The sequence below is a fragment of the Staphylococcus lutrae genome, from assembly GCF_002101335.1.
Lineage (GTDB): Bacteria > Bacillota > Bacilli > Staphylococcales > Staphylococcaceae > Staphylococcus > Staphylococcus lutrae.
Map to the genome: position 1 here is coordinate 1,567,326 of NZ_CP020773.1, position 26,458 is coordinate 1,593,783.

Below are 26,458 nucleotides of genomic sequence, written 5' to 3' on the forward strand. Positions count from 1 at the left end.
TTAATATGCTATTGAGCATTCGCCTATATTTAAAAGCGAGAAATCTTGGATACTCAAGTTTTCTCGCTTTTCGTTGCCTGTATCAGCCATGTTTTCTGCATGTGAAGTCATCATCAAGATGATTGACTATACGCTTTTACAGGGAAATGGTCTGAATAATCATTGTAGACATATAAGTAAGGGAATTTGTAAACATCCCATGTAGGTGCTTTCTCATTAATTGCCGCATTGACTAATTTCCCAGGTTGTCTATGATTTTTATCGACAAAAATATAATCTAAATATTCCGGCTGTGCATTAGGGAAATTATATTTCGCAATAGAGTTGTATTTCGGATCCCAAGTGCTTGTATAACCGTTATAAATCACATCATTCACATTTAAGTTTTTAAGCATCTCTTGGTATTCTCCAGATGTTGAATTTTTATTGACATTCAAATCTCCACCGATGTAAACCACTTCATCTTTTGGAATGTTTTTATTTTTTACGAATGTACTGATCTCTTTCATTTGTTCAGCACGAATTGTTCTGTCGTGTCCAGCACCGCATTGTGAATCTTCGGATTGTGTATGTGTACCGATGACGTGGACAAATTTACCCTCTTTTTCGATTTTAGTATAAACAAAGCCTTTATTACTATTGTTATCGAAGCCACAACCATGTTGAAAGACGTGTTGAATTTTTTCTTTGATAGGGTATTGACTCACGATAGCGACCCCACCATCTTCAAATGTTGAGCTCGAATAATTCCCCTCTGTTCGATCCCAGCCCGATGTTGAACGCCCTAGCACGCTTGTTTGATAAGGATAGTCAGCTTTTAGATTGTTTAGTAATCGGTCTGACGCGCCATTATCAAATACTTCATTTAGTATGACGACATCGTTTCCTTTGATATACTGCGATTTGGCGATTAAGTCGGCCCGGATGTTTTGACCCCAGTTTGGATATAAATAGGTGGACAACATATAAACGTTATGTGTGGCTAACGTTAATTCTGAATGAGGCGCAGGAGATGCTGCGCGTACTTCCCCAGTATTGACGATCCCAGTGAACATTAAAGTCGCTAAAGCTAAAGACATTAATTTCTTTTTTCTAATAATATTTTTCATTTTTACCACTCCTCAATTAAATAATATACCTTGTATTAGATAAAACAATTAAATTATTATTAAAAATATTTTAAGATATATTTAAGGTATTAAAATGAAATATTAGAATGCTTTTTATACGTAAAAAGATTTAATGGTCTGTATTTATTTTGTGCTATAGTTTAAAATCTTTGAGGTGTGAATCGTGTATTTGAATGCTATTGTTATAGTGCATACACGTAGTGAAATGGGTTTATCTCGTCTTTAACGTATATTCGATGTATGATGTAGGCTAAAGAGCTATAAAAATGGAGGGAAATTGATGGCGCAATTGAAATGGATTTTATTTGATAAAGATGGGACTTTGATTCATTTTGATGAAAGTTGGGTCAAAATAGGGATTCAGCTCGTCAATGATGTTTGTGCGCATTTTAATATTAAAGATGTAGCGTCTGTGTATCGTGCAATCGGCGTTAACGGCAATCAATTTGTTAAAGGCAGTGTGATGGAGCGCGGTACATTGGCAGAGATGATTGATGTGTTTCAACAGTTCACGCAACAAGATGTGTCGCAATGGGTGTCACAACAGAGTCAAAAGTTGATGCGTCAGCGTGTTCCTGAAATTGAACTTTACCCGGGTGTTCAGACATTGCTTGAACGTTTAAAAGTCCAGTCGTACCGATTAGGTCTTGTGACAAGTGATAATGCGACAGGCATGACTCAGTTTATTGAGCAGACAGGTCTGGAAGGTTATTTTGATTTATTGATTTCAACAAATGAGGGGCAATATGAAAAACCAGACATTCGTTTGCTTAATCCTTTATGGGAACAGGGGATTAGTGGGAAGCAGGTTGTTATGGTTGGAGACACAGATATTGATATGCGTACCGGTAAAAATATGGGGAGTGCATTGAATGTAGGTGTGAGAACGGGTCTAGGCAGGGATGCGACATTTGATGCGGCGGATGCGGTCATTGATCATGTGGGTTTATTAGAAGATGTTTTAACGGAGATGACTTCAGAATAATGGGGCGTATCTCCTTTTCATTCTTAACTAAGGCGGTAAACGTCAAGCGTTACATCAAAATAAAACCCCTAAAGTTGAATGTTAAGGTACAACTTTAGGGGCGTTTCAATCTCGGCTATTTTAAGACCTCGCACAAAGGTCTATGAACGTGGATCAACTTGTCTGTATGTTTGGATGACTTGTTCGATTTTTTTCAAGACGATATCAATGGAAGCGGGATCTTCGTACAAATCATATTCTTTGATGTTCACACGGACAACGGGGCATGCGTTAAACTGATTAATCCAGTCATCATAGCGTTTGAATAACATTTTCCAATATTCAGGATCTGTTTCGATTTCCATTTGACGTCCGCGCGTTTGAATGCGATTAATCACAGTATCATAATCTGATTCAAGATAAATCAGCACATCTGGTTTTGGAAAATAGGGGGTTAAGACCATGGCTTTAAAAAGGTTTGAATATGTATCGAAGTCTTCACGTGACATGGTCCCTTGTTCTTCATGCATTTTTGCAAAAATATCAACGTCTTCATAAATCGAACGATCTTGAACAAAACCGCCACCGTATTCAAACATACGCTTTTGTTCTTTAAAGCGCTCAGCTAAAAAATAAATTTGGAGATGAAAACTCCAACGATTGAAGTCGTGATAAAATTTATCTAAGTATGGATTGTGTTCAACGTTTTCATATGAAGTTCTAAAGTTGAGTTTTTCGGCAAGCGCCCGTGTTAAAGAAGATTTGCCAACACCTACAGTCCCCGCAATAGTAATGACGGCATTGGATGGAATATTATATTCATTCATTTTCATAGCCTCCGATGAGTTCGTTAATTTGATGACGTATCGCATGATAATCTGCTTCGTTTTGGACAAAATCGATGTGTGTGGTATCAATCCATAACACTGCATGTCCTTCATTTTTTAAAGAAGTGTAGTAATTTGCGTAGTCTTCTTTTAATTTAAGTAAATAACTGTCTTCAATATGTGCTTCAAAATGACGATCACGTTGAGCGATGCGTTTTTTGAGCACAGCTAAATCTGCATCTAAAATGACAGTAAAATCGGGATGAATGAGATCTTCGGTTAAAATATCATAAATCCGTGAAAATTTGTCATATTCTATTTCATTTAATGTATTGCGTGCAAAAATCTTGTTTTTATAGATATGATAGTCACTGACAATACCTTCCGTATGTTCAGCGAGGTCTTGATAAGCTTTGTAACGGTGACATAAGAAAAACATCTCCGTTTGAAAACTCCACTTTGAAATATCAGTATAAAAATCAGATAGGTAAGGGTTTTCGCCAACAATTTCTTTCGCTTCATAAAAGTGATAAGATTGACTTAACAGATGTGCGAGTGAAGATTTGCCAACGCCTATCGGACCTTCAATTGCGATAAACGGTTTTTTCATTTTTTTCGCTCCATTATTATTTTAATTGAATCAATACTACAAATTTTAACATAAGTGAGGCTATTTCTGTATGACAAGTCATCAATATTATATGTCAATTGCGTTAGAAGAGGCGAGGCAAGCCGCTCAAAAAGGGGAAGTCCCTATCGGCGCAATTGTGGTGAAGGATGGGGAAATCATTGCACGCGCGCATAATTTAAGAGAAATAGACCAACAACCGACTGCCCATGCAGAACATATCGCCATCGAACAAGCGGCGAAAGTATTAGGGACATGGCGTTTAGAAGGCTGCACGCTTTATGTGACACTGGAACCTTGTGTGATGTGTGCAGGCGCGATTGTGATGAGTCGGGTGGATCAGGTAGTCTATGGTGCGGCTGATCCGAAAGGGGGCTGCGTGGGCAGTTTGATGAATCTCGTCCAAGATCACCGAATGAACCATCGCGCGACGGTCGTAACAGGCGTTCTTGCGTATTCCTGTGGTGAAATCTTACGTCAATTTTTCAAATCATTACGGATGCGCAAAAAACAAAAAAAGTAGGCATGAGAGGGTGACCTCTACCTTGTCATCAAAATAATGAAATTCAGAGAAAGGCTTGAAATGGGTTCGTTTTAAAGCCTTTTTTGAGTTTGAAAAAATTTGAAGTGACAAGACATTTTGAGCAACTGGTGGATGTCCGTTTATCGTACTTATAATATAAAATAAGTTTAAAAAATTGCTTGACATCTGAATAAAAAAGATTGAATATTAAATAAATTAGAGATACATAGAGAAAGAATCAAAGCATTTCATATCATCTGCCATTTTGGGAAATACAACTGTCGATAATAAGTTAAAAAGGCAGCGTGTTTTTTATCAATTTGTAAGGTACAGATAAAAGGATTAAATTTTGAATATTCACAATATGCGTTCAGAACGCCATGTTTCTGGTCGATGTGATCTTAAAACAATTGGATTCGGGGTGAGGACACCGATACAGCTCAAATGTAGTGAGGAACTTAGCATAATAAGGACTTAAATTTTTAAATGAAAGGAATTTAAAGTGAAAACAAACGAAAAAAATAATATTCTATTTTTGATAAGTAGTAAAGGGATCTCTCGAATTGGAGATATCATGTTTGATTTTGCGAATAATACATTTCTTGCTGGGATAAATCCAACTTCGCTATCATTGGTTGCAATCTATCAATCTTTGGAAAATATAATAGGTGTTTTATTCAATTTATTTGGTGGTGTGATGGCGGATCGCTTTAGGCGCAAAAAAATCATTATTTGGACAGATATCTTATGTGGTGTTGCTTGTGTGATGCTCTCATTTATCACTCAAGAACAATGGTTAATCTATGCGATTGTGCTGACGAATGTCTTTTTAGCATTGATGAGCGCTTTTTCTGGTCCATCCTATAAAGCATTTACTAAAGAAATTGTAAGAAAGGATCGTATTGCTAGACTTAATTCTCTCTTGGAAACAACGAGTACCATCATCAAAGTAACGATTCCCATGATTGCTGTTTTTTTATACCATATGATAGGGGTACACGGTGTTTTATTGCTTGATGGATTATCATTTTTAATATCTGCATTACTGGTGTTCTTTATTATCCCTGTGAATAAAGAAGTAGCAACAAAAGAGAAGACGTCAATCAGCGATATTTTTAAGGACTTAAAAATAGGATTTGTGTATGTGTATCACCATAAATCTATTTTTATCATTATTGTTCTATCGGCACTCGTTAACTTTTTTCTAGCAGCTTATAATCTGTTGCTACCATATAGTAGTCAGATGTTTGGACATTTATCAGATAGACTGTACGGAACTTTCTTAACGGCAGAAGCAATAGGTGGCTTTGCTGGAGCGATATTAAGTGGTGTTGTGAATAAACAATTATCGATGATGCGTTTAATGATGTTTTTAGCGTTATCTGGATTGATGCTCACATTGATTACACCCGTGTACTTTACGTTTCATAATGCCGTGATTCTTGCGTTTTCCCCAGCCTTATTCAGCTTATTTCTTTCCATTTTCAATATTCAATTTTTCTCGGTTATACAACGAGACGTGGAGAGTGCGTTGCTCGGTAGAGTGTTTGGGATTATCTTTACAGTAGCAGTTCTTTTTATGCCCATCGGAACAGGAACCTTTGCTGCCATATTAAATCCATCAAATCATTTAAATTTTTTAATCATTGGATTAGCAATCATGCTCTTATCGTTAGTGTTTAGTGTGCTATTCAAAAAGAATGATGTGCATTAATCAGAGTGTTTTTTAATAGAACGGTTGTTATCTCGTGAAAGTGGAAGATGACAGTATGGGCGTGTCAGAAATGGCACGCGTTTTTTTGTGTTCTATGTTATAATGAAGTGCATGAAAAAGAGAGGGGGATTTTACACTCCCTTAAGAGGATAAAGGTGAAATTGTATGATTAAATTGATTGCAACAGATATGGACGGAACTTTATTAAATGCTGCACATGAAGTGTCACAAGAAAATATCAAAGCGATTCAATATGCACAGTCTCAAGGGATTACAGTGGTAATTGCGACGGGACGCGCGTTTTACGAAGCAAATGATCCCATTATTCCAACAGGATTAAAGGTCCCTTACATCTGTTTAAATGGTGCAGAAGTTAGGGATGAAAGTTTTGATATTGTTCATACTTCAAGTTTAAATCACGGGTTATATCAACGTATTCGAGACGTTTTAAATCGTGAAGGCATTTATTATCAAGTGTATACAAATTTTGGTATTTATACTGAAGATCCTGAAAGAGACTTAGCAATCTATGTAGATATTGCTGAACGTGCAGGCCAACAACCGAACGTGGAAAAAATACGAGCGCACATCGATCATCGTATTGACATTGGGACATTAAAAGTCGTCGAGAATTATAATCACATTGAAGCGGTGCCAGGGGAATTGATTATGAAAGTTTTGGCGCATGACACAGATTTAGAAAAAATTGAGCGTGTCAAAGCAGAATTAGCAAACAGTAGTAATTTGGCTGTTTCCTCTTCATCGATTGGCAATATTGAAATCACGCATAGCGATGCACAAAAAGGTCTCGCATTGCAAACGCTTGCTGAACAGTTGGGAATCGATATGTCCGAGACGATGGCAGTCGGAGATAATTTGAATGACAAATCTATGCTAGACCGTGTAGGTGTAGCAGTTGCGATGGAAAATGCATTGCCAGAATTAAAAGAACGTGCAACATTTGTCACGGATTCCAATGAAAACAGTGGAGTTGCCAAAGCGATTTATCGTGTGTTGGGGAAAGACGAATAGAAAAATTATGTGACATGGGAATATCATAAAAGATGAGAGACTAGGGGCCGGATAAATCCGATCTTTTTAGATATGATCTAAAGGTTTTTTGTCAACGTCGATTGGTGAGACGATCACGCATTAAGCAACGTTATTTTGTTGTTTAATGCGTTTTTATGGTGCCCCGATATAGATAACAACTTGACGGTGAAAGTTCGTTACAGGCTTGTTAGTAGGCACTGTTAGCGAATGACAAGGGTGTCCATCGTGAGGTGGAATCTGAAGGAAGTCGGACGCAAACACGCGCACCGACGAACAGAAACATCATACTAAGGCTATGTAGAATGGATGAGTCTACTAAACAAGATGAAGTCCCATACTACCCGAGTTCTATATAGTAAATAGGATTGCTACAAGTGATTCAGTAAAATATCTTAACAATACATTTTTATTAATGATTTGTATCTTCATATCGCCTTTAGTAGAAAAGTTAATATTTCGAAAGTATTTATGGAGTTTTCTAAATAGGATTTTTAATCAAAAACGAGTCACTGCACTTTTCTCTTCAATTGTTTTTGCATTATTACATTTAAGCGAATATATTTTACCTTTAATAGGCACAGGCTTAATATTTTGTTGGTTGTATCATAAAACTGGAAAAATTATTAATAATATAATACTACACTCTTCATACAATCTTACTTTATTGGTAATGTATCAAATATTTGTATCATATCTGTAACGTATTATTAGTTTCTAAAAAGAACATACATCTAATAAAAAGTAATATGTATATTTGTTTACAATAGTTAGGAACTAAACTTCAACAGTTAGGGAGAAATTTTAATTGAAATAAAAAATATTGTATAATCCAAGTGTGATTTATATTAAATCATAATTCTAATAATGGGGTGTGACAATGTTATTGATGGGATTGTGTGTATTATCCTTAGCAACCACATATTTAGTCTTTTTTGCTCAAAAAAATGAAGTTGGTGATAAGCCTAACTTTTTTATTGGTTACAGAACTCCAACATCTATGCAATCTAAAAAAGTATGGGACTTCTCTCAAAAGGAGTTTAAAAAGATTTTTATTAAGACCCAGTTTCTTTTGATGTTCATGGGTAGCATTTGGATTATTTACGATGTGATTAATTTTCTGAATAGTAGCTCTATTATCATTCAAGCTTTAATTTACTTTTTATCAGTTATTGTAATAATTACATTAACAGAAACAAAGGTGAAAAAATTTACAAAAGAACAAAAATAATAATAAAAGGTTGTCACTACTTTTTATGGTAACTTTAGTGGCATATGTTATGTTGTTCTTTGTAGCAACTCAAGACATTTTTCCTAATAACCCTATAAAAGATAAGACGTCTGTAATAGGAAAACACATGTATGAATTTTTCCCTCAAGGTTGGGCTTTCTATAGTAAAAGTCCTAGGGAATCGACCTATAACGTTGTATATACTCATTCAGGCAAGAATGCTACACAATTCCCAAATGCATCACCATCAAACTTTATTCATTCAAGTTACCAAAAGTAACAAAAAAGGGTGCATTCCCAAATGAGAATGCACTCCTAAAACTTCTGTTTATACGAACTAAGGAACTTGAAAAGAAATGGTCAACTGGTTTCATTCCAAATGGGTCTATGGTTATGAATCAGTTTCTTTTGCATAATCAAATTAAAGATAGAGTCATAAAATATCTTGAATAACTTACACACTTCATTTGAGAAACCCTTTAATATAGAAGTTCTTCCTGTTTTGCGCTCTAAAACATATTTATGTCCTAGTTCCTTTAATGATGAGGACGAGCACTTCCTACTCTATTAACCTCTTCATGTTATGCTTCTTTGTCTAAACAAAACTAATCTATTGTGGCGATTCATTATATGATATTTAGTGAATGATAGCACAAAATATAGATGATGTGTCAATGGCAAGTTAAAAATGACAGTGTCCGCTTCCCATTATTACTCACATCAAAATCAATAGCAGCCCTTCTTGTTTACAGCATTTCTTTCACAATCACTTCGAATGAAACCTACGTCTTTTCATACAAAAAGTCCATTTTAATGAAGTCAGGATTCGTTTTATGCCTGTCAATATAATAGATATTGCTTTGCTTAAATTTTTCGATCTTTTGATATAACAAATGAATACCTTTTTATGAATTATACCTCAATTGACAACATCATGTTGACTCAGTTCAAACATTTCAACTTCAAATCTGTTTAAAATAGCATTAAACAAGATTTCCATAGCAATATGTACAGCAGGGCATACCGCTCAAGATGAACGGTATGCCCTATAAAATTATGATTGATCTTTGTTGTTCTTTCTTCTTCTAGAAAGGAATAGTGTGCCTAATCCAGCTAACAGTGTGCCTGTTGCAAGTGGTGCAGTATTTGTTGTTTGACCTGTATTTGGTAAAGATGCTTTTGTATTTTTATCATTATTGTGATCCATATCCGCGTCGGCGTCCGCATCCGCATCAGCGTCAGCATCCGCATCAGCATCTGAGTCGGCATCAGCGTCAGCATCGGCATCCGCATCAGCATCAGCGTCGGCATCAGCGTCGGCATCGGCATCGGCATCAGCGTCGGCATCGGCATCAGCGTCGGCATCGGCATCAGCGTCGGCATCGGCATCGGCATCAGCATCCGCGTCGGCGTCGGCATCAGCATCGGCATCAGCATCCGCGTCGGCGTCGGCATCAGCATCGGCATCAGCGTCGGCGTCGGCATCCGCATCCGCATCAGCGTCAGCATCCGCATCAGCGTCAGCGTCGGCATCAGCATCAGCGTCAGCATCCGCATCGGCATCAGCATCCGAGTCGGCATCCGCGTCAGCATCCGCATCCGCATCAGCATCAGCGTCGGCATCAGCATCAGCGTCGGCATCAGCATCAGCGTCGGCATCAGCATCAGCGTCCGCATCCGCATCAGCGTCAGCATCCGCATCCGCATCAGCGTCCGCATCCGCATCCGCATCTGAGTCGGCATCCGCGTCAGCATCCGCATCCGCATCAGCGTCGGCATCGGCATCAGCGTCGGCGTCAGCATCCGCGTCAGCATCCGCGTCAGCATCAGCGTCGGCATCGGCATCAGCGTCGGCATCCGCATCTGCATCAGCGTCAGCATCCGCATCCGCATCAGCATCAGCATCTGCATCAGCGTCAGCATCCGCATCAGCGTCAGCATCCGCATCAGCGTCAGCGTCGGCATCAGCATCAGCGTCAGCATCCGCATCGGCATCAGCATCCGAGTCGGCATCAGCGTCGGCATCTGCATCCGCATCCGCGTCAGCATCTGCATCAGCATCCGAATCAGCGTCGGCATCCGCGTCAGCATCCGCATCTGCATCAGCATCAGCATCAGCATCAGCATCAGCATCAGCGTCAGCATCCGCATCCGCGTCGGCATCAGCATCAGCGTCAGCATCCGCATCTGCATCCGCATCAGCGTCGGCATCAGCATCTGCATCAGCGTCAGCATCCGCATCAGCATCCGCGTCGGCGTCAGCATCTGCATCAGCGTCAGCATCCGCATCAGCGTCGGCATCAGCATCTGCATCAGCGTCAGCATCAGCATCAGCATCTGATTCATCATCTTCAACAATAATGTTTGAACCTACGTTTTCACCTGTACTTGGACCCACAGTATTGTTTTGCATATCATCATCTTCAACAATAATGTTTGAACCTACGTTTTCACCTGTGCCTGGACTCATCATTATTGGATTTGCTTGTTGTCCTTCAACTGGTGTAGCAACTGCTGAATTGGTTTGAGGTGTCTCAGTAGTTGGATTGACAACATCCACCATTGGACTTGTAGCCTCTGCTTTAGTCTGTTCATTCAATTCGGATGCATCGGCATTGTTCGATACCCCTAAGTACATCAATGAACCAATTAAAATAGAAGCTGTTCCCACTGTATACCTACGAATGGAATACTTATTCAGCTTGTTTGGCAAAAAATCAAGACTTTTTAACTTTTTCATAAATTAATTTACCCCCTAAATAAACTTACAACTAGATAAAGATTATTCACTCTAAAACTACCTTTAAAAAATCACTAAGATTGAGAGATTGTTTTCTACTATTTAGTTTAATTCTAAAATTAACATACGTCAACTAATTAGTTTTTATAAAAAATAGCGCTTTATTTAAGCGGTTTTGTATGTTCATCATACGCAAGAACTTGAAGGTAAAGAACCAATACAGACATGGGAATAGGAACATTAGCGATAGACATAGGTATCCATTGCAATGTGATATCTGAAGAAAATAGGATAAAATTGTGCGCACTGCTAAAGGAGATACAGTCCAATATATTTAGGCTTTGTAATGTAAACGGTACGATAATATGAGTGAAAAGGGGTTACGCTCTACCTAGAGTGGTTTCATCAATAGTAGAAAAATCTTAGTAACAATGCATGACGCATGATGAAGATGAGGTTGAAGAAGAAGGATAAAGGTGCCTTAGCTTTATTTTATTTTGATCAGTTAAGTGATGGTCTTGAATGATGTGAATTTTGCAGACAAGATCATGTAGATGATATTCTTATTAACAATTTCATCTTACGGTGCTCAAATAATTGAGCCCTATGTCACAGTGATGCTCCGTTTTAAAATAGCTCAGAGCACTTTATACAATCAATAGCAGCGTGACTAGAAAACACTTTTAAAATTTTATGAACAACCTACCCCCTACGAAGTTGTCTTATTTTATGTACGAATCTTTTGTAGACCAAATCAAAAAGAGACCAAGCCCACTTTATGTCGCTGAATCTCTATAATTTTTGCTCACCAGCTCAATTTGATAAAGAATCAACATCATTGATATGAGACCAGAAAATTTATTATAGCGACGATTTTGAGGTCAAAGCTTTTGTGTCAGTCATTATTCGCTTCTTAAAGAACAGGCTTTATTGTTATCAAATATTTGGATTTTTGGGGGACCTTATTATTTTATAATTTGTGGTATATATATTAATATAAATATGTATATTAATTAAAATAAATATATTATAATTACTTTACAATAATTGGCGCTATCATTATAATGAGGTGATATATCATGATGTTTTAAGGAGAGATGGATATGAATATCAAAAGATGGGTTGTTGTTTTTTTGTTATCTATTTCGATGATGATGTCTATTCCTGCTGTGATAGATGCAGCTACAGAAAGTCCTACTTTTAAAGGAGTGAAAATACATTGGGAGCATGGCAGAAAACATTTTTTTTACAGTTACTCTAATGTTCAAACGGGAAAATTTATGCATTCCGCAACTGCCAATGCGATCTTTTCTGGTTGGAAGAGACCTGGAACTAGCGCATATGCACAACAATATGTTGGATTTAAAAAGGCAGTTGCTTATTGGAACTGCAGATAGACATAAAAGGTAAAATAAGATGAGACATGTACAATTCGTAGGAAAAATAAAATATCTCACGTTTATTTTGATTGTGATGCAAGCGGTATTGATTCTAATGATGGTGACTTTTCATTTAGGAGATGATTATGACAATCAATGGGAAAGTATAGAAAGTACGTCAGACCATGACACATTTTATGTAAAATATAAGACGACTGAACAAAAAGACGAAATTCTTGACATCTTTCATCGTCATCCACATCTCATGTTTATGACTTCTACCATCAATAACGATACCGGACATAAAGTGATAGGGGTAGTTGGAGATGCAAAGCAATTTCCTGTTATCCAATCTTTTAATCACGTTATCGTATCGTCTCAAGATATTGTTAAATTATTCTCGAGTCGAGAAAAAAATGCAACGATTGGCCCTTTTAATGGTTCGGTTCATAGTATTAAGAAAATAGACAGTCCTCAATTTTCAAAACGGTATTCGATTCTTAAAATGCAAGATTATATGGATATCACCAAAAGTGTAGAAGGTTCTTATACGGTCTATGGGCTTCATCGTGATCAGGAAAAAGAGCAATTGTTACAAGAATTATCTGCTGTAACACACCAGTCAACAACATCACTCATGTCGCCAAGTCAAGGGATGATTGAACTGGGGAGCATGCTTCCACAGACACTTTCAGGCTTATTATTACTGAATATGGTGGCATTATTTACTTTGTTTGTAGCTATTGCCCTCTCAAGTTTAAAGAATTTAGGGTTTTTAACCTTACTTGGCTGGTCAAAGCTTACGCTTGCTAAAAAGCTGTTTCAACAATTTGTTATTTTCTCAATTTTACTTATACCGATACTAGGCGTAATTTCTTGGTGGGTAAGCGGATGGTATGCTATTTCATTAAGAGCACTCTCCTATTTCTTTTTAGGAGGTGTCATTCATACTATTCTCATCTTTTTAATGATTAGCTTTGCGGGAGGAGTCGTTTTTTCCATGAAGCCGATTAACGCCATTAAAGGGAAAATGTCGATGCCTTTACTCTATTTAATTGGTGGGATAGGTTACGTGCTACTCAGTGGTCTGCTTGTAATCGGAAGTCTCTATATGGATAGTCCTATGAAACAAGTCGTTAGTAATATTCAGATATCGAAACAATGGCAGTCGGTGATAGATGTGTATACGCTCAAGACGGTTAATGTCGGTGATGACCAAGCTTCTATTGCTGGAAAATCTAATATATTGAATAAAGATGTTTATCAATGGTATCAATCTATTGTCGAAGATCCTGATGTCTATATTGCCCATTCTGAGTATATAAGTCGAAGGTTGCTAGATGATTATAGACGGAATAAGGTTTATCAAAATCTACCGGAAACCCCATTTTGGTATATGACATTTTCTCCTAACTATTTGAAGAAAATAGGAATCAAGGTGCATCATCAGTCGTTAACTTCAGCAGAACAGGGAACAAAGGTCTTTTTAATACCAGACACATACAGTGACAGCGAAAGAGAAAAATTTAAAAAATGGATTAAAGAAAGTGAGAAGAGTGTTGCGAAAGATAGTGATATGATGACTGCTTTTAACGAAAATAACCGCTTTGAATTTGTATCGTATCATTATGACAAAGAGATATTTAATTGGAGTGTCAAACCAGATTCTCATGTGATGGTATCAAATCCTATTGTTTACATCATCACACCAGCGAATATGAATGATATGCAGTCAGGAAGCTTGAGAAGTAATGAAATGAATGGCTACATTAAATTTGACAATCAACAAACGGCTGAAAAGTATACCACACAAGGTTATTTGTCACAATATCATTTAGATGATAACGCCTTAGATTTTGTTCCCATACGGGTCTATATCGATGGACTGCAAAAAGACTTAGTAGAGACTATCACATGGTTTGGATTAGCCATTTTAACAGGTTTATTGCTTTCGATTTTAGTCTTATTATCAATTGCTTATGTCTATCGTCTTTCTAATAATGAACGCTGTTATATTTCTAAGTTTTTAGGATATGGCTTTTTAAAAATGTACAACAAGCCATTAATGATAATGACGATCATTTGGATCATAGACTTAGGTATTGTTTACTTACGGCATTCCAAGTCAGGCATTATCATTATGATCATTTATGAGGTCATTCAATTGTTCGTTTTTTATTTCTATATGACACGTAATGATATTAAACAATTACTTCTTGCAATAAAGGAGAGAACATAATGAAAGCAATAGAAATCAAACAGGTGACTAAAAGGTTCGGGAATAGAAAGGTTATAGATGGTTTTTCTTTGTCAATAGATCAAGGTGCGTTTGTAGCGATTGTTGGTCAGTCAGGGTGTGGGAAGTCGACCTTATTAAATATGATGGGTTTATTAGAAACGATAGAAGAGGGCGAAATAAAAATATATGGACAACCGCTACCCAATATTCATTCTATGGCTGCGACACGAATAAGAAGAAAGACGATTAACTATTTATTTCAGTCTTATGCATTAATATCAAACTTATCAGTCAAGGAAAACCTCATGATTGCGCTTGAATATGTTAAATTAAATAGATATGAAAAATATAAAAAAATAGAACACGTTTTAAGGCGTTTGGGGATAGAGGATTTAGCACAGAACACAATTAACACTTTATCAGGTGGGGAGCAGCAGCGTGTCGCAGTAGCGAGAACCATTTTAAAACCGGGAGACATCATACTTGCTGATGAACCTACCGGATCACTGGATCCACAACTTGCACATACAGCTTTCCAATTAATTCAAGAATTGAGAGATCAGCATGGAAAAACGGTTGTTTTAGTAACACATAATATGGAACAAGCGCAACAAGCAGATAGAGTGATTAACTTAAGTGCGTTGAATTGAACAGTATATCAACCATGGATATTTTTAGGGTGTCAATGAGTGTTAAACCAAGTATGCTAAAAATCATTGTATGTTGTGTTGGATGGAGCGAGAGTGGTTGTGAATGAACTTTTTTAGGAGCCAGACAATAGAATTGTAGGGCTTCTTTTTTATTGCGGAATTTTTTTACATTGGAGGATCGCACATGTGTATGCGTATGTGCGACCCTCTGTCTTTAATAAGTGTTATGATTTTCTATACTTCAGTTTTGCAAAGGCGTCGTGTTGGTGAATGGATTCTTCATTACGGCACTCAATATCAAATCCTGCAATCCAAGCGACATCAACGAGATCTGCTGCAATCAAGCGAATTAAATCTTCGACAAAACGAGGGTTTTCATATGCACGTTCTGTCACGCGTTTTTCATCTGGACGCTTCAAAATAGGATATAACATGGAGCTTGCATTCGCTTCCATCGCATCTAAAATAACTTCTTTATAATTTTCTGGAAGTGTCACGTCTTTATCAAGATATGATTTTACCGTAATGATTCCGCGTTGGTTATGTGCGGAATATTCACTGATTTCTTTTGAACATGGACAAAGTGTTGTTACGGCCGCTTCAATCGTTAATTCTTTGCGTGTGATTGTATCTTCATCGATTGCTAAGCCGTATGTGACATCTGCATAACCGACTGCCTTAATGTGCGTTATCGGGCTATAGCGGTTGAAGAACCATTTGCCACTGACATCTACCCCAGCACTGTGTTGTTTCATACTGCTTTTAAGTCGATTAAGCAGTTGTGTCAGTGTATGGAATTCGAGTCGAATGCCGTTGTCGTACTCTGCTTCCACCGACTCTAAAATACGACTCATATTAATTCCTTTTTCGTCTTGATTTAAACTAGTAGAAAAACTAAAGTTTCCTGCCGTTTGATATTGATCAATCCAAACGGGATAAATCAAATTTTTAATGCCAACTTCTTCTATTTCAAATAAAAAATTTTTGTGTGTACTTTGAAGGTCGGTCATTTCAGCTTTTGTTGTTGGTTTTGACCCCTCGATTGGGTCAACCGAGCCAAAATGTTTCCATCGTCCTTCACGTGTCGATAAATCAAATTCAGTCATGTCTTTGCCTCCACTATATTTTCACAGTATTGTGAATGTCGTGTGATTCATTAAAAACGATAAGTCCAAAAGGTTTCGTTTGTTAAAAATGCTGCAGTATCTTTGGGAACACCTGATGTTTTGATTTGAGGATTGGCAAGTTGTTCCAAGAAAGGTCCAGTCTGTGATAGATGTGCTTCAAATGCAGCATATTTTCGATCTCTATATTTTGAGATGTCATTGACAATATCGGGTTCACCGAGTGCTTCAATGGCATCATTGCTAAATGCAACAAGTTGTAGCCTTGGACGTTGTTGGGCGTCCATACGGCCTACTGTTCTGACCACGGCTTCTGCAGTCGCTTCGTGGTCAGGGTGAACAGCATAGCCGGGGTAGAATGAGATGAGGGTCGTCGGTTGTGTTTCTTCAATTAACTGTAGAATCATCGCATCCAATTCGTCATGCGGTTCAAACTCGACGGTCTTATCTCGTAATCCCATTTTTCGTAAGTCAGTAATCCCGATTGCAGCTGCAGCTTTTTCAAGCTCGCGTTCACGAATATCAGGCAGTGATTCACGTGTCGCGATAGGAGGATTACCGAGGTTGCGTCCCATTTGTCCGAGCGTTAAGCAAGCATATGTGACGGGTACCCCTTGGTCGATATAATGTGCCAAAGTACCAGCTGATGAAAAAGTTTCGTCATCTGGATGAGGGAAAATGACAAGGATATGTTGTTCAACTGTCATATGATTTTCACGCCTTTCTATGCTTTAAATGGATGACGGCTAATTTCTAATGTAGCCGCAAGTTGACCTTCGTAATTAAATCCAGCTAATAAAAACATGCCATCTTCTGTCACTTCATAATGTGTGAGCCCTTGGACATAAATCCATCCGTTATGATCCAGTTTGAGTCCTACACGATAAGGGTCTTTTGCCCCTCCTTTAAGTTGGGCATGTTGATAAGTGATTTGGATATTTCTTAAAAATGTGCCTGCATTGAACACACGTTGGTCAAAATGGTTCGCATAAGCACCATTAGTCGTCTCTACATGGATATAAACCGGTTGATGGGCATACTGATCGAGTAGCGTCTGTACCGCATCTTGTGTAATCGATTGCAAAAAACTCACTGCCTTCCTGATTGTGATTATCTGTCCATTTTACTAAAAAAGAAAGAAAAATAATATAGCTCTGCTCATTTAATCTATCATTTTATTTCCACTGGCTCATATAATTTAAGCAAAAAGCGATCTTTTTTCGTGTGGTAGTGATTCATCTATGTTAAGAAGTGTGATTTGAACTTTTGAATGATTGAAATGACGAGAATAGGATGTGCAATCTCATGAGTTTTTTAATCTCCCCAAATTGTTAACTATGCCAAGAGTTCGATTTCACTTATAGTTTGGAAAGCGGGTGTCGCATTTTTGAGAGAATCATGTGGTACGCGTTTGTGATATGTCTGCCATTAGAGGGGGGGAGTTTGTCAGAGCGGATGACATCTGAGAAATCATATCTCCCAGATGCCAATCCGACCTGAACCAATCAGTTGAAAAGAAGTGAGACGAATGATTGTTTTCATCAGCTAGACGTCTTGTTAAAACGTCAAATCAGATGGTGTCAGAAGGAGGTTGGGGCGTCTGTTGTCTTCTTGTAGCGAGTTCATGATAACTCTTCATATAGTGTTCAAAGCGATGAACATCTTGTAATAAATGGTAGCTTACTAAATCAATAATAAATTGATTTGAGAGCTGAGAGTTGATGAAATAGGCATCGTGTGTACGACTTCGATCGGCAGTCATAATGATACGGTCACAATATGTTTCGAGCGCAGGTGTACGGAAGTGTGAGATACCAATTCGTTTGGCGCCGTTTTGAGAGCCATGGCGAAGGCTGTCGATAATTTCTTGCGTTGCACCACTATTCGTGAAAGCAACGATGGTCGTATGTGGCGTACACATATGTCCGACGACAGTCATCAAATGTGGGTCTGTAATCGCAATCGCATGAAACCCCATTCGTGCTGTACGGAAATAAATTTCTTGTGCACTCAAGCCAGAGCTACCGATACCAAGGAAAATAATTTTTTCACTCTCTTTTATCGCATTAACGAGATACATTAAATCATTTTCACTTAAAAACTCACCGGTATGATCCATAATTGCACGATAATGCTGATGTAAGATTTGTATCGAAGGGCTTTGATGAATCGGCTCGTTTTGTAGTTCATGTTGGATGGCGAAGCGAAAAGATTGAAAACTATCGTAATTTAATTTGTAAGCAAAGCGCGTCACACTAGAAGGGGAAACGCCAATAGCATGCGCCAAATCATTGATTGCACCGATATCAATCCGGTAGTCTAGTGTTAAAATGAAATTTGCAATTTGATGATCGACTTTAGTGAACAAATGTTGATATTGTTGAATACGATTTTCAATTTTCATCGTGACACCCCCTGTGAATACAGTATATTTGAAAAGATTTTTCAAAACAATATATTATATTGACGATTTTTTTCAAGATGCTATATTGAAGGAGAGCATTATGAGAAAGAAGGGGAAAAATTGAACAGGATTTTTGATAAGGCCCAACAATTTGGGAAGTCATTTATGCTACCGATTGCAATTTTACCTGCAGCGGGACTACTGCTAGGTATTGGAGGTGCATTGAGTAATCCCAATACTGTAGAAGCTTACGCATTTCTGAATATCCCTTTTTTACAGTACTTGTTTATTTTGATGCGTGCGGCTGGGAATATCGTCTTTCAAAATTTGGCTGTGCTTTTTGCTATTGGTGTTGCGGTGGGCTTAGCAAGAGCAGATAAAGGTACGGCAGGTCTTTCAGCGATGTTAGGCTTTTTAATTATGAATGCAACGATGAATGCATTACTGACGATAACGGATCAATTGGCACCAGCAACAGCATTAGCTAAATCGGGGCAAGGAATGGTACTCGGTATTCAAACACTGGAAACGGGTGTGTTTGGAGGGATTGTGGTCGGATTACTGACTGCGATTTTGCATAACAAATATTATAAAATAACCTTACCTCAGTTTTTAGGATTTTTTGGTGGTTCACGCTTTGTACCGATTGTGACAGCAATGGGTGCTATTGGATTAGGTGTGATGATGTTCTTTGTCTGGCCATTTTTTCAACATGTCATGACAGGTGCCGGTCATCTAGTCCAAAAAACAGGATTGATTGGGACGTTTCTATACGGTTTTATTTTACGCATGTTAGGACCTTTTGGATTACATCATATTTTTTATCTCCCATTCTGGCAAACAGCCCTTGGAGGAACATTAGAAATAAATGGGCATACGATTCAAGGAACACAGAATATCTTTTTTGCACAATTAGCGGATACACATACAACCCATTACTATGAGGGAATCTCTCGTTATATGTCAGGGCGTTTTATTACGATGATGTTTGGATTGCTTGGTGCAGCGTTAGCCATTTATCATACTGCCAAGCCTGAACGTAAGAAAGTGGTAGGGGGATTGATGCTCTCTGCAGCGTTAACTTCCTTTTTAACAGGCATTACAGAGCCATTAGAATTTAGCTTTTTATTTGTTGCACCTGCGCTTTATGTTGTGCATGCCTTATTGGATGGGTTAGCTTTTATGATGGCGGATTTATTTCATATTACCGTGGGACAAACATTTAGTGGTGGCTTTATTGACTTTATACTCTTCGGCGTGTTGCAAGGTCAAGCGAAGACGCACTATTTATGGATAATACCAATCGGTATCGTTTGGTTTTTGCTTTATTATGTGATATTTAGAGTTTTAATTCAGGTATTTCACTTTAAAACACCTGGACGCGAAGATTTGGAGACGGTCACAAAACGCCCTGAACAGCCACGTGCAACTCATATTATTCAAGGATTAGGCGGTGCTGAAAACATTGCCATTATTGACTGCTGTGCAACACGTCTTAGAGTAACCTTGAATGATATTACCAAGATGGATGAGGCGTTCATTCGGATAACAGATGCAAAAGGGATTATCAAAAAAGGTAATGGTGTGCAAATTGTGTACGGACCACATGTGACAGCAATAAAAAATGAAGTCGAAGAACAATTGGAAGGGAGTCATTAAGATGAAATTACCACAAGGATTAATCGTTTCTTGTCAAGCTTTGCCAGATGAGCCTTTACATTCGCCATGGATTATGGGGAAAATGGCACTCGCTGCTAAAGAAGGTGGAGCTGTAGGCATTAGAGCGAACACAAAAGCGGATATTTTAGCGATCAAAGAAGAAGTAGATTTACCGATTATTGGAATTGTGAAGCGTGACTATGACAATTCGTCCGTTTTTATTACTGCAACACAACTTGAAGTGGATGAATTGATTGAAAGTGGATGTGAAGTAATTGCTTTAGATGCAACGTTACGTCAACGTCCCGCACAAGATTTGGATACATTGGTGAAGTATATTAGAGAAAAAGCACCTCATGTTGAGATAATGGCAGATATTGCAACATTAGAAGAAGCGAAAAATGCAGATCGTCTCGATTTTGACTATATCGGTACAACATTACGTGGTTACACAGAAGAAACACAAGGTCAGGTGTTGTATGACAATGATTTTGAATTTTTAAATGAAGTTCTTGCCAATGTTGACCAAAAAGTCATTGCAGAAGGGAACGTGATAACGCCTGAAATGTTGAAAAAAGTTTTCGATAAAGGGGTCTATGCAGCAGTGGTTGGTGGCGCAATTACGAGACCTCGTGAAATCACACGACGTTTTGTGAAAATGATTGAGGAGTAGGATAGTATGAAAATCATCAATTTGGGATCAGAAGCACATGCCTCTTTTTATGTTGCATGTGAGTTATACAAACAGATGTTATATCAAAAGGACAGCCGACTCGGTTTAGCCACTGGAGGGACGATGATTAACGTATATCGTGAATTAGTTGAACTATTACAGAAAAATCAACTGGATGTCTCTCAAATTGAAACGTTTAACTTAGATGAATATGTCGGTTTAGATGCAAATCATGAAGAAAGTTATTATCAGTATATGAAGAAAGTGTTGTTCGGTGCGTACCCACATTTCGATGCACAGCGAATCCATCTCCCAAATGGTGTGGCTGATGATATAGAGGCAGAAGCGCAACGTTATGAAGCACTGCTAGAAAAAGGAGGGCCAGTTGAGATACAGATTTTAGGTATTGGTCAAAATGGTCACATTGGTTTTAATGAACCTGGGACATCATTTGATAGTTTGACGCATTGTGTTGATTTGACAGAGAGTACCATTCAAGCTAATAGTCGTTATTTTGACACGATTGACGACGTACCGAAACAAGCGATTTCTATGGGCTTACAATCAATTATGAAAGCAAAACGTATTATTTTATTAGCTTTTGGTGAACAAAAACAAGAAGCCATTCGTCAGTTGATGCGACAAGAGGTGACAACAGACGTACCGGCAACAATTTTACACCATCATCCCAATGTCGAAGTATACGTAGATGATGCAGCCATGCCAAATGAATCAAACGCGATTTTTAGGAAGAAAAGTCACATTTAAGTGATGTAAGGTAAACCGTGTACGAAAATACAAGACAGATTATTTTCAGTGAGATACAGCATGAGTTTGGCCTTAGTTCCAGCCATGTAGGTAGGGTTCTATTTCTTGATACTTCTGAAGAATGCAAGATTTATAGATGATTTGTGGGCATAATTTATATTCTACAAGTTTTTAGGATAATGATTTGACAGTAAAAGCGCGAAGAAAGTTTTTACAGGTGAGGGTTCTCTTCAATGATTCAATTGGCTAAACAACGGACTTTACTTATAAATAAAAAAATAATATATTGAGTAATGTGTAGAACAAATTGCATAATCCCATTGTGCAAGTTACTTTGAATGTAAAGAGTGAGAAAGGATGATGAGTAATGATGAAAATGGCAGTTATTGGATCAGGTGCGGTAGGAACAGCAATTGCCTCAGCACTAGATACAAATGATGTGACATTGCTGGGCAGACAAAGCAAGACGATGACATTTGAAGAGCGAGAAACGGGTGAGAAAAAGCCAATTGCTGTTCAAAGTTTATCCAATACGTCATCTCAATTTGATGTCATCTTTATCGCAGTGAAAACACATCAATTAGATACGATTTTAGCAGATCTTAAAAGAATTACGCATGACCAGTCGAAAGTAATTTTAGCGCAAAATGGCAACGGTTTGCTGTCTAAACTTGGAGATTACGATGCATATCAAGCAGTCGTTTATATTAGCGGTGAGAAAAAAGAGGACTATGTCAGACACGATAAAGATTATCGTATTCATCTCAAGAGAGATGCATTTACTGAACAACTCAAAGCTGAAATAGCATCTTCAATGTTAACTTTACAGCTAGAAGACAACATTGAAAAAGCAATCTGGTTTAAATTGATTTTTAATCTAGGTATGAATACACTCACAGCTTTAAGTCGTGATACTGCAAGACTGTTGAAAGATGAAAAGATGGTTCACTTGTGTAAAAATCTGCTTAAAGAAGGTTTGAAAGTGGCCAATGCAGAAGGAATTACGTATGAAGCATCATTTGTAGATGATGTCATCGCAGCATATCGTATTTTTTCTGAAGAAAGTGCGACAAGCATGTATTATGATACGATGAATGACCGCGTGACAGAGGTCGAAGCAATCCAAGGTTATATATATAAACAAGGGCAAAAACATCAATTGGAAATTCCATACATTGAAACAACGTACACATTGCTAGCACATCAAAATGAAGTCCGACAAAGATAAAGAAAAATGCCTATTATGTGTGGCAGCAGGGAGCATCATTGCCCTGCTTTTTTTATGATGAAAATCCAATCTTGTCATCTCACTAGCCTGATGGATTATAAATTCTCATTACACATATTGGAAGCATAAAAGATTTGAAAGGGAAATATCTTTATCGCTCTCGTACGCAATGTCTATGTTAAAATAAGTCAAAAATATTAAAGAAGTGTGATTGTGTTGGAATTGTTAAATCAACTTAAAATATATGCTCAAGAAAAACCCGAGCATGTTGCGTTATGGCTGGACAATAGTCCAATCACCTATGAAACGTTATGGAAAAGTGTACAAGAAGAAAGTGAAGCGCTACCCGACGCGATTGCGTTTCAAAATGTTTTGTTAGTACATACACGAACGGCGCATTTTATCGTGGCTTATTTAGCAGTCCGAGTACGTCAAGGTGTACCATGTGTATTGGGGGCACAATGGTCAACAGAACAACGTGATGCCCTCATTGCGTTACATCGTATTCCCTATATTTGGGGGGATGAAGGATTGATGCCAACTTCATTTGAACAGTTAAATGAAGCGCTGGCAATACCGCAACTGTTACATATTGGTTTTACGTCAGGGACGACAGGTTTACCGAAAGGATTTATTAGAGATTGGCCATCATGGACAGCTTCTTTTGCGGTGAATGATACATTGTTAGATTGTTCTGTACAGATGTATATGGCACTAGGACCATACGCCCATTCGTTAACGTTGTATGTGATGATTTACGCGCTATGGAACGGCAAAACATTTATAGGACAAGATCAATATGATATGGCAAAAGCATGGTCTTACATTACAAAAATTCAACAAACGTGCGCATTATTTCTTGTCCCTACAATGGCATATGATACGATCCATCTGGGACAAACCTCACATTGGATTCGTCACATTTTCATTTCAGGAGACAAATTATCACCGAGTCGCCATGCACAATTGAAAGCCATATTTCCAGAGATTCCGATTGACGAGTTTTTCGGTACGTCAGAAGCGAGTTTTATTAGTGTGAACCGCAATCAAAGTGCACCACTGAATTCGGTTGGATATGTATTTCCGAATGTTGCTGTGCGTATACATGAGCAAGATGCAACGGGCGTTGGACAATTGTTGGTGCGTAGTCCAATGACTTTTTCAGGTTATATTGGTGAAGGAAAGGTGAGTGAATGGATTGCGACGGGTGACTATGCGCGATTAGAAGGAAATATGTTGTATTTACATGGACGTGTGAAAGATCGTCTCATTATTGGTGGAAAAAATGTTTATCCTGCAATGATTGAACAGCAACTCAAGCAATGGTCTGGCATTGTAGATACCGTCATCGTAAGTCATCCACACGACAAGCTAGGCGAGTTAGGGATTGCGCTTTATATCGGAAGCGCACAGTTGGACGTTCATGCGTTGCGACAATGGCTTTCATCACGTGTTTCAAGATATGAAATACCATCAAAATTTATTTGTGTCAGGTCATTGCCGCTTACTGCAAGTGGTAAAGTGTCGCGCGCTGAAGCACAACGGCGTTATGATAAGGGGGAATATCTATGACAAAAGCAATTATTGTAACCGCAAAACGTACACCGATTGGGGTTTATGGTGGCATGTTACAAAAATGGGAACCTGAACAACTGCTCAAGCCATTGTTTGAACATTTCTCCGCCACATTGCCCCTATCTCTGGATACATTAGACGATGTTATCTTGGGGAATGTTGTCGGTAAAGGAGGAAATATTGCGAGAAAGAGTCTTTTGGAAGCAGGAATCGATGTGTCTGTGCCAGGATTGACAGTAGATCGTCAATGTGGTTCAGGATTGGAAGCGATTCATCTGGCGTGTCGCCTTGTTGAAAGTGGCGCAGGCGATTTTTATATTGCAGGAGGCGTGGAAAGTACAAGTCGTGCGCCTTGGAAAATAGAAAAACCGACATCGCTTTATTCGTCTACACCGCCATTATTTTATGAGCGCGCGCCATTTGCACCTGCGGGTCAGGACCCGAGTATGATTGAAGCGGCGGATCATGTGGCACAACAGTATCACGTATCACGAGAAGACCAAGATGGGTTTGCGATTCGCAGTCATCAGCGTACGAGTCAAGCGATGGCTCAAGGCCTCTTGTCAAATGAAATTCTCCCGTTAAAGGTTAAAGGTCAGTACATTGAACAAGACGAAAGTGTCAAACCGCATCTTCAGTATGACCGTATTTCTCGTTTGAAACCGTTACGTCACGGCGGATCAGTAACAGTGGGAAATTGCTGTCTTAAGCATGACGGTGCTTGTTTAGTCGTGGTCATGTCAGAAGCGCGTGCATGTCAAGTCGGATTGACAGAAGGCTTGTTGTTTGTGGATTACGCCGTTGAGGGGGTTTCGCCACATGTCTTAGGTATCGGTCCTGTCCCCGCAGTGACGCGCATTTTAGAGCGCCAACAATTGAGGATTGACCAAATTGATGCGGTGGAACTCAATGAAGCATTTAGTGCACAAGTTCTTGCGTCCCAACGTGAATTAGGAATACGCGATGATCAACTCAATCGTTATGGCGGCGCAATTGCAATCGGTCATCCGTACAGTGCGAGCGGTGCGATGTTAGTGACGCGTTTATTTTATATGACGCAAGCCCATAGAACGATTGCGACGATGGGGATTGGAGGCGGAATGGGGAATGCAGCACTCTTTGAACGTTGGGGATAAAGAAACACGTGTGTTACATCTCGATCAAGCGGCACTTGCACGTTATTGCGCATTGTTTGAAAAACCGATGACATCCGACGTGCCTTTATTGTTTTTTGCACGATATTGGCAAGCCTTCATGCTGTTTCAACCTTTTATGAGAGAACCAATTATTCTTGTAGAAACGTCTGTCACTCAAGGACAACCCATTGCGCAAGCATCAGCGGTTGAAGCGACATTGGTATGGGAGTCATACAAGCCAATAAAAGGATTTGAACGTTATTGTTTTGTGCTGATTTTACCCAATGAAAATAGAATAAGACAAGTTTTTGTGAAGCGGGTGGCAGAATGAAATTTTCAAAAGAAGCTGTGCAACATTATTTGACGCTTGTGCAAGATGACAATCCTATTCACGTCGATATTGTGCCAGGGCAGTTTGTTGTTGAAAAGGTTTGGCAAATATTAGGGCGAGATGCGCGTACATATCAAGTGGTTTACAAGTGCCCAATCTGGATTGACGAGGCATTAGACATAGAAGGCAAAGGACAAACGATTCGAGTCGTGAATAAAAAGGGTGATGAGAAGTTAGTCATTCGATGGGAATAAGTGATGCTGTGTCATGTCGCGCGGATGAGGTTTTTCGGAGATTTTAAAGGAAGCAGATGTGGTACAAAGGCGTTTCAGTTGATGTGAATGCATCGCTGCGATTCATTTGGCCGCATCAGTGTGGCGCCTAATTGGATGCGCGACTACGGCAATCCATTAGGCACCTCTGACTGGCCATGTTTAATGAGGATATCGATTTTGGGATTGGACTTACAATTGATTCTACACTGT

At 38.6% G+C, this 26,458-nt stretch carries 26 protein-coding genes and 1 pseudogene; 19 read left to right on the forward strand and 8 right to left on the reverse strand.

Annotation, left to right across the window (positions count from 1 at the left end; all coding sequences use genetic code 11):
• Nucleotides 1-113: 113 nt before the first annotated feature.
• Nucleotides 114-1,109: a sphingomyelin phosphodiesterase gene (sph, locus tag B5P37_RS07195; protein ID WP_085237575.1), complete on the reverse strand. Its 996-nt coding sequence runs from the start codon at nt 1,107-1,109 to the stop codon at nt 114-116.
• 301 nt (nt 1,110-1,410) lie between these two features.
• Between sph and B5P37_RS07200 the strand changes: the two genes are divergently transcribed.
• Nucleotides 1,411-2,115 carry an HAD family hydrolase gene (locus B5P37_RS07200; RefSeq protein WP_085237576.1) on the forward strand — a complete coding sequence of 235 codons (705 nt, stop codon included), beginning with the start codon at nt 1,411-1,413 and terminating at the stop codon, nt 2,113-2,115.
• Nucleotides 2,116-2,255: 140 nt separating this feature from the next.
• Here the strand turns inward: B5P37_RS07200 and B5P37_RS07205 are convergent, their stop codons facing one another.
• Nucleotides 2,256-2,921 (reverse strand): deoxynucleoside kinase, encoded by a 666-nt coding sequence (locus B5P37_RS07205; protein WP_085237577.1) that lies wholly within the window; start codon nt 2,919-2,921, stop codon nt 2,256-2,258.
• Nucleotides 2,914-3,531, reverse strand: a complete 618-nt coding sequence (locus tag B5P37_RS07210) for a deoxynucleoside kinase (RefSeq protein WP_085237578.1) — start codon at nt 3,529-3,531, stop codon at nt 2,914-2,916. Before B5P37_RS07210 ends, B5P37_RS07205 begins: the two co-directional genes overlap by 8 nt.
• 70 nt (nt 3,532-3,601) lie before the next feature.
• Between B5P37_RS07210 and tadA the strand changes: the two genes are divergently transcribed.
• The 7 genes and pseudogenes from tadA to B5P37_RS07245 form a co-directional block, all read left to right on the forward strand.
• Nucleotides 3,602-4,072 carry a tRNA adenosine(34) deaminase TadA gene (gene tadA / locus B5P37_RS07215; RefSeq protein WP_085237579.1) on the forward strand — a complete coding sequence of 157 codons (471 nt, stop codon included), beginning with the start codon at nt 3,602-3,604 and terminating at the stop codon, nt 4,070-4,072.
• A gap of 535 nt (nt 4,073-4,607) precedes the next feature.
• Nucleotides 4,608-5,786, forward strand: a complete 1,179-nt coding sequence (locus B5P37_RS07220) for an MFS transporter (RefSeq protein WP_244898601.1) — start codon at nt 4,608-4,610, stop codon at nt 5,784-5,786.
• A gap of 165 nt (nt 5,787-5,951) precedes the next feature.
• Nucleotides 5,952-6,818, forward strand: coding sequence for a Cof-type HAD-IIB family hydrolase (locus tag B5P37_RS07225; protein WP_085237581.1), 867 nt, complete (start codon nt 5,952-5,954; stop codon nt 6,816-6,818).
• A 433-nt stretch (nt 6,819-7,251) separates the two neighbouring features.
• Nucleotides 7,252-7,539 carry a CPBP family intramembrane glutamic endopeptidase gene (locus B5P37_RS12365; protein ID WP_085237582.1) on the forward strand — a complete coding sequence of 96 codons (288 nt, stop codon included), beginning with the start codon at nt 7,252-7,254 and terminating at the stop codon, nt 7,537-7,539.
• A 177-nt stretch (nt 7,540-7,716) separates the two neighbouring features.
• Nucleotides 7,717-8,067 (forward strand): SdpI family protein, encoded by a 351-nt coding sequence (locus B5P37_RS07235; RefSeq protein ID WP_085237583.1) that lies wholly within the window; start codon nt 7,717-7,719, stop codon nt 8,065-8,067.
• A gap of 127 nt (nt 8,068-8,194) precedes the next feature.
• Nucleotides 8,195-8,347, forward strand: a complete 153-nt coding sequence (locus tag B5P37_RS12370) for a hypothetical protein (RefSeq protein ID WP_425319123.1) — start codon at nt 8,195-8,197, stop codon at nt 8,345-8,347.
• Nucleotides 8,341-8,520 (forward strand): annotated as a pseudogene (locus tag B5P37_RS07245) (IS256 family transposase); the annotation flags it as partial. The gene B5P37_RS12370 and the pseudogene B5P37_RS07245, both read left to right, overlap by 7 nt.
• Nucleotides 8,521-9,121: 601 nt before the next feature.
• Here B5P37_RS07245 and B5P37_RS07250 read toward each other — a convergent pair.
• Nucleotides 9,122-10,807: a YSIRK-type signal peptide-containing protein gene (locus tag B5P37_RS07250; protein WP_085237585.1), complete on the reverse strand. Its 1,686-nt coding sequence runs from the start codon at nt 10,805-10,807 to the stop codon at nt 9,122-9,124.
• Between the two features lie 1,103 nt (nt 10,808-11,910).
• Between B5P37_RS07250 and B5P37_RS07255 the strand changes: the two genes are divergently transcribed.
• Genes B5P37_RS07255 through B5P37_RS07265 form a run of 3 tightly spaced genes read left to right on the forward strand, consistent with a single transcriptional unit; the run spans nt 11,911 to nt 15,075 of the window.
• Complete coding sequence (locus tag B5P37_RS07255) at nt 11,911-12,204, forward strand: hypothetical protein (RefSeq protein WP_085237586.1); 294 nt, start codon at nt 11,911-11,913, stop codon at nt 12,202-12,204.
• A 19-nt stretch (nt 12,205-12,223) separates the two neighbouring features.
• Complete coding sequence (locus B5P37_RS07260; protein WP_085237587.1) at nt 12,224-14,425, forward strand: amino acid ABC transporter permease; 2,202 nt, start codon at nt 12,224-12,226, stop codon at nt 14,423-14,425.
• Nucleotides 14,425-15,075: an ABC transporter ATP-binding protein gene (locus B5P37_RS07265; protein ID WP_085237588.1), complete on the forward strand. Its 651-nt coding sequence runs from the start codon at nt 14,425-14,427 to the stop codon at nt 15,073-15,075. Before B5P37_RS07260 ends, B5P37_RS07265 begins: the two co-directional genes overlap by 1 nt.
• Before the next feature lie 224 nt (nt 15,076-15,299).
• Here the strand turns inward: B5P37_RS07265 and folE2 are convergent, their stop codons facing one another.
• From folE2 to B5P37_RS07285, 4 genes are all read right to left on the reverse strand, one after another.
• Nucleotides 15,300-16,181 (reverse strand): GTP cyclohydrolase FolE2, encoded by an 882-nt coding sequence (gene folE2, locus B5P37_RS07270; protein WP_085237589.1) that lies wholly within the window; start codon nt 16,179-16,181, stop codon nt 15,300-15,302.
• A gap of 50 nt (nt 16,182-16,231) precedes the next feature.
• Entirely contained in the window at nt 16,232-16,906 is a 675-nt protein-coding gene (gene bshB2, locus B5P37_RS07275) for a bacillithiol biosynthesis deacetylase BshB2 (RefSeq protein ID WP_085237590.1), read from the reverse strand.
• Between the two features lie 17 nt (nt 16,907-16,923).
• Entirely contained in the window at nt 16,924-17,283 is a 360-nt protein-coding gene (locus B5P37_RS07280; protein WP_085237591.1) for a YojF family protein, read from the reverse strand.
• A gap of 486 nt (nt 17,284-17,769) precedes the next feature.
• Nucleotides 17,770-18,603, reverse strand: coding sequence for a MurR/RpiR family transcriptional regulator (locus B5P37_RS07285; protein WP_085237592.1), 834 nt, complete (start codon nt 18,601-18,603; stop codon nt 17,770-17,772).
• Nucleotides 18,604-18,723: 120 nt separating this feature from the next.
• Here B5P37_RS07285 and B5P37_RS07290 point away from each other — a divergent pair, with 120 nt between their 5' ends.
• From B5P37_RS07290 to B5P37_RS07325, 8 genes are all read left to right on the forward strand, one after another.
• Nucleotides 18,724-20,262: a PTS transporter subunit EIIC gene (locus B5P37_RS07290; protein WP_085237593.1), complete on the forward strand. Its 1,539-nt coding sequence runs from the start codon at nt 18,724-18,726 to the stop codon at nt 20,260-20,262.
• 1 nt (nt 20,263) lies between these two features.
• The gene (locus tag B5P37_RS07295; RefSeq protein WP_085237594.1) at nt 20,264-20,935 is read left to right on the forward strand and encodes an N-acetylmannosamine-6-phosphate 2-epimerase; all 672 of its coding nucleotides are present in this window, start codon (nt 20,264-20,266) and stop codon (nt 20,933-20,935) included.
• A 6-nt stretch (nt 20,936-20,941) separates the two neighbouring features.
• A complete protein-coding gene (gene nagB, locus B5P37_RS07300; protein ID WP_085237595.1) occupies nt 20,942-21,703 on the forward strand; it encodes a glucosamine-6-phosphate deaminase in 762 nt (253 codons plus the stop codon).
• Nucleotides 21,704-22,073: 370 nt separating this feature from the next.
• On the forward strand, nt 22,074-22,931 hold the full coding sequence (locus B5P37_RS07305; protein ID WP_085238440.1) for an oxidoreductase: 858 nt from the start codon (nt 22,074-22,076) through the stop codon (nt 22,929-22,931).
• Nucleotides 22,932-23,138: 207 nt separating this feature from the next.
• A complete protein-coding gene (locus B5P37_RS07310) occupies nt 23,139-24,503 on the forward strand; it encodes an AMP-binding protein (RefSeq protein ID WP_244898602.1) in 1,365 nt (454 codons plus the stop codon).
• Nucleotides 24,500-25,642, forward strand: coding sequence for a thiolase family protein (locus tag B5P37_RS07315; RefSeq protein WP_085237596.1), 1,143 nt, complete (start codon nt 24,500-24,502; stop codon nt 25,640-25,642). The genes B5P37_RS07310 and B5P37_RS07315 overlap by 4 nt, the downstream gene beginning before the upstream one ends.
• A complete protein-coding gene (locus tag B5P37_RS07320) occupies nt 25,614-25,973 on the forward strand; it encodes a hypothetical protein (RefSeq protein WP_085237597.1) in 360 nt (119 codons plus the stop codon). The genes B5P37_RS07315 and B5P37_RS07320 overlap by 29 nt, the downstream gene beginning before the upstream one ends.
• Nucleotides 25,970-26,227 (forward strand): hypothetical protein, encoded by a 258-nt coding sequence (locus tag B5P37_RS07325; protein ID WP_085237598.1) that lies wholly within the window; start codon nt 25,970-25,972, stop codon nt 26,225-26,227. Before B5P37_RS07320 ends, B5P37_RS07325 begins: the two co-directional genes overlap by 4 nt.
• Nucleotides 26,228-26,458 lie beyond the last annotated feature (231 nt).

Coding starts and splice junctions, on each gene's coding strand:
- sph (WP_085237575.1), bottom strand. CDS start 1,109: ATGAAAAATATTATTAGAAAAAAGAAATTAATGTCTTTAGCTTTAGCG.
- B5P37_RS07200 (WP_085237576.1), top strand. CDS start 1,411: ATGGCGCAATTGAAATGGATTTTATTTGATAAAGATGGGACTTTGATT.
- B5P37_RS07205 (WP_085237577.1), bottom strand. CDS start 2,921: ATGAATGAATATAATATTCCATCCAATGCCGTCATTACTATTGCGGGG.
- B5P37_RS07210 (WP_085237578.1), bottom strand. CDS start 3,531: ATGAAAAAACCGTTTATCGCAATTGAAGGTCCGATAGGCGTTGGCAAA.
- tadA (WP_085237579.1), top strand. CDS start 3,602: ATGACAAGTCATCAATATTATATGTCAATTGCGTTAGAAGAGGCGAGG.
- B5P37_RS07225 (WP_085237581.1), top strand. CDS start 5,952: ATGATTAAATTGATTGCAACAGATATGGACGGAACTTTATTAAATGCT.
- B5P37_RS12365 (WP_085237582.1), top strand. CDS start 7,252: ATGATTTGTATCTTCATATCGCCTTTAGTAGAAAAGTTAATATTTCGA.
- B5P37_RS07235 (WP_085237583.1), top strand. CDS start 7,717: ATGTTATTGATGGGATTGTGTGTATTATCCTTAGCAACCACATATTTA.
- B5P37_RS12370 (WP_425319123.1), top strand. CDS start 8,195: ATGTATGAATTTTTCCCTCAAGGTTGGGCTTTCTATAGTAAAAGTCCT.
- B5P37_RS07250 (WP_085237585.1), bottom strand. CDS start 10,807: ATGAAAAAGTTAAAAAGTCTTGATTTTTTGCCAAACAAGCTGAATAAG.
- B5P37_RS07255 (WP_085237586.1), top strand. CDS start 11,911: ATGAATATCAAAAGATGGGTTGTTGTTTTTTTGTTATCTATTTCGATG.
- B5P37_RS07260 (WP_085237587.1), top strand. CDS start 12,224: ATGAGACATGTACAATTCGTAGGAAAAATAAAATATCTCACGTTTATT.
- B5P37_RS07265 (WP_085237588.1), top strand. CDS start 14,425: ATGAAAGCAATAGAAATCAAACAGGTGACTAAAAGGTTCGGGAATAGA.
- folE2 (WP_085237589.1), bottom strand. CDS start 16,181: ATGACTGAATTTGATTTATCGACACGTGAAGGACGATGGAAACATTTT.
- bshB2 (WP_085237590.1), bottom strand. CDS start 16,906: ATGACAGTTGAACAACATATCCTTGTCATTTTCCCTCATCCAGATGAC.
- B5P37_RS07285 (WP_085237592.1), bottom strand. CDS start 18,603: ATGAAAATTGAAAATCGTATTCAACAATATCAACATTTGTTCACTAAA.
- B5P37_RS07295 (WP_085237594.1), top strand. CDS start 20,264: ATGAAATTACCACAAGGATTAATCGTTTCTTGTCAAGCTTTGCCAGAT.
- nagB (WP_085237595.1), top strand. CDS start 20,942: ATGAAAATCATCAATTTGGGATCAGAAGCACATGCCTCTTTTTATGTT.
- B5P37_RS07305 (WP_085238440.1), top strand. CDS start 22,074: ATGAAAATGGCAGTTATTGGATCAGGTGCGGTAGGAACAGCAATTGCC.
- B5P37_RS07315 (WP_085237596.1), top strand. CDS start 24,500: ATGACAAAAGCAATTATTGTAACCGCAAAACGTACACCGATTGGGGTT.
- B5P37_RS07320 (WP_085237597.1), top strand. CDS start 25,614: ATGCAGCACTCTTTGAACGTTGGGGATAAAGAAACACGTGTGTTACAT.
- B5P37_RS07325 (WP_085237598.1), top strand. CDS start 25,970: ATGAAATTTTCAAAAGAAGCTGTGCAACATTATTTGACGCTTGTGCAA.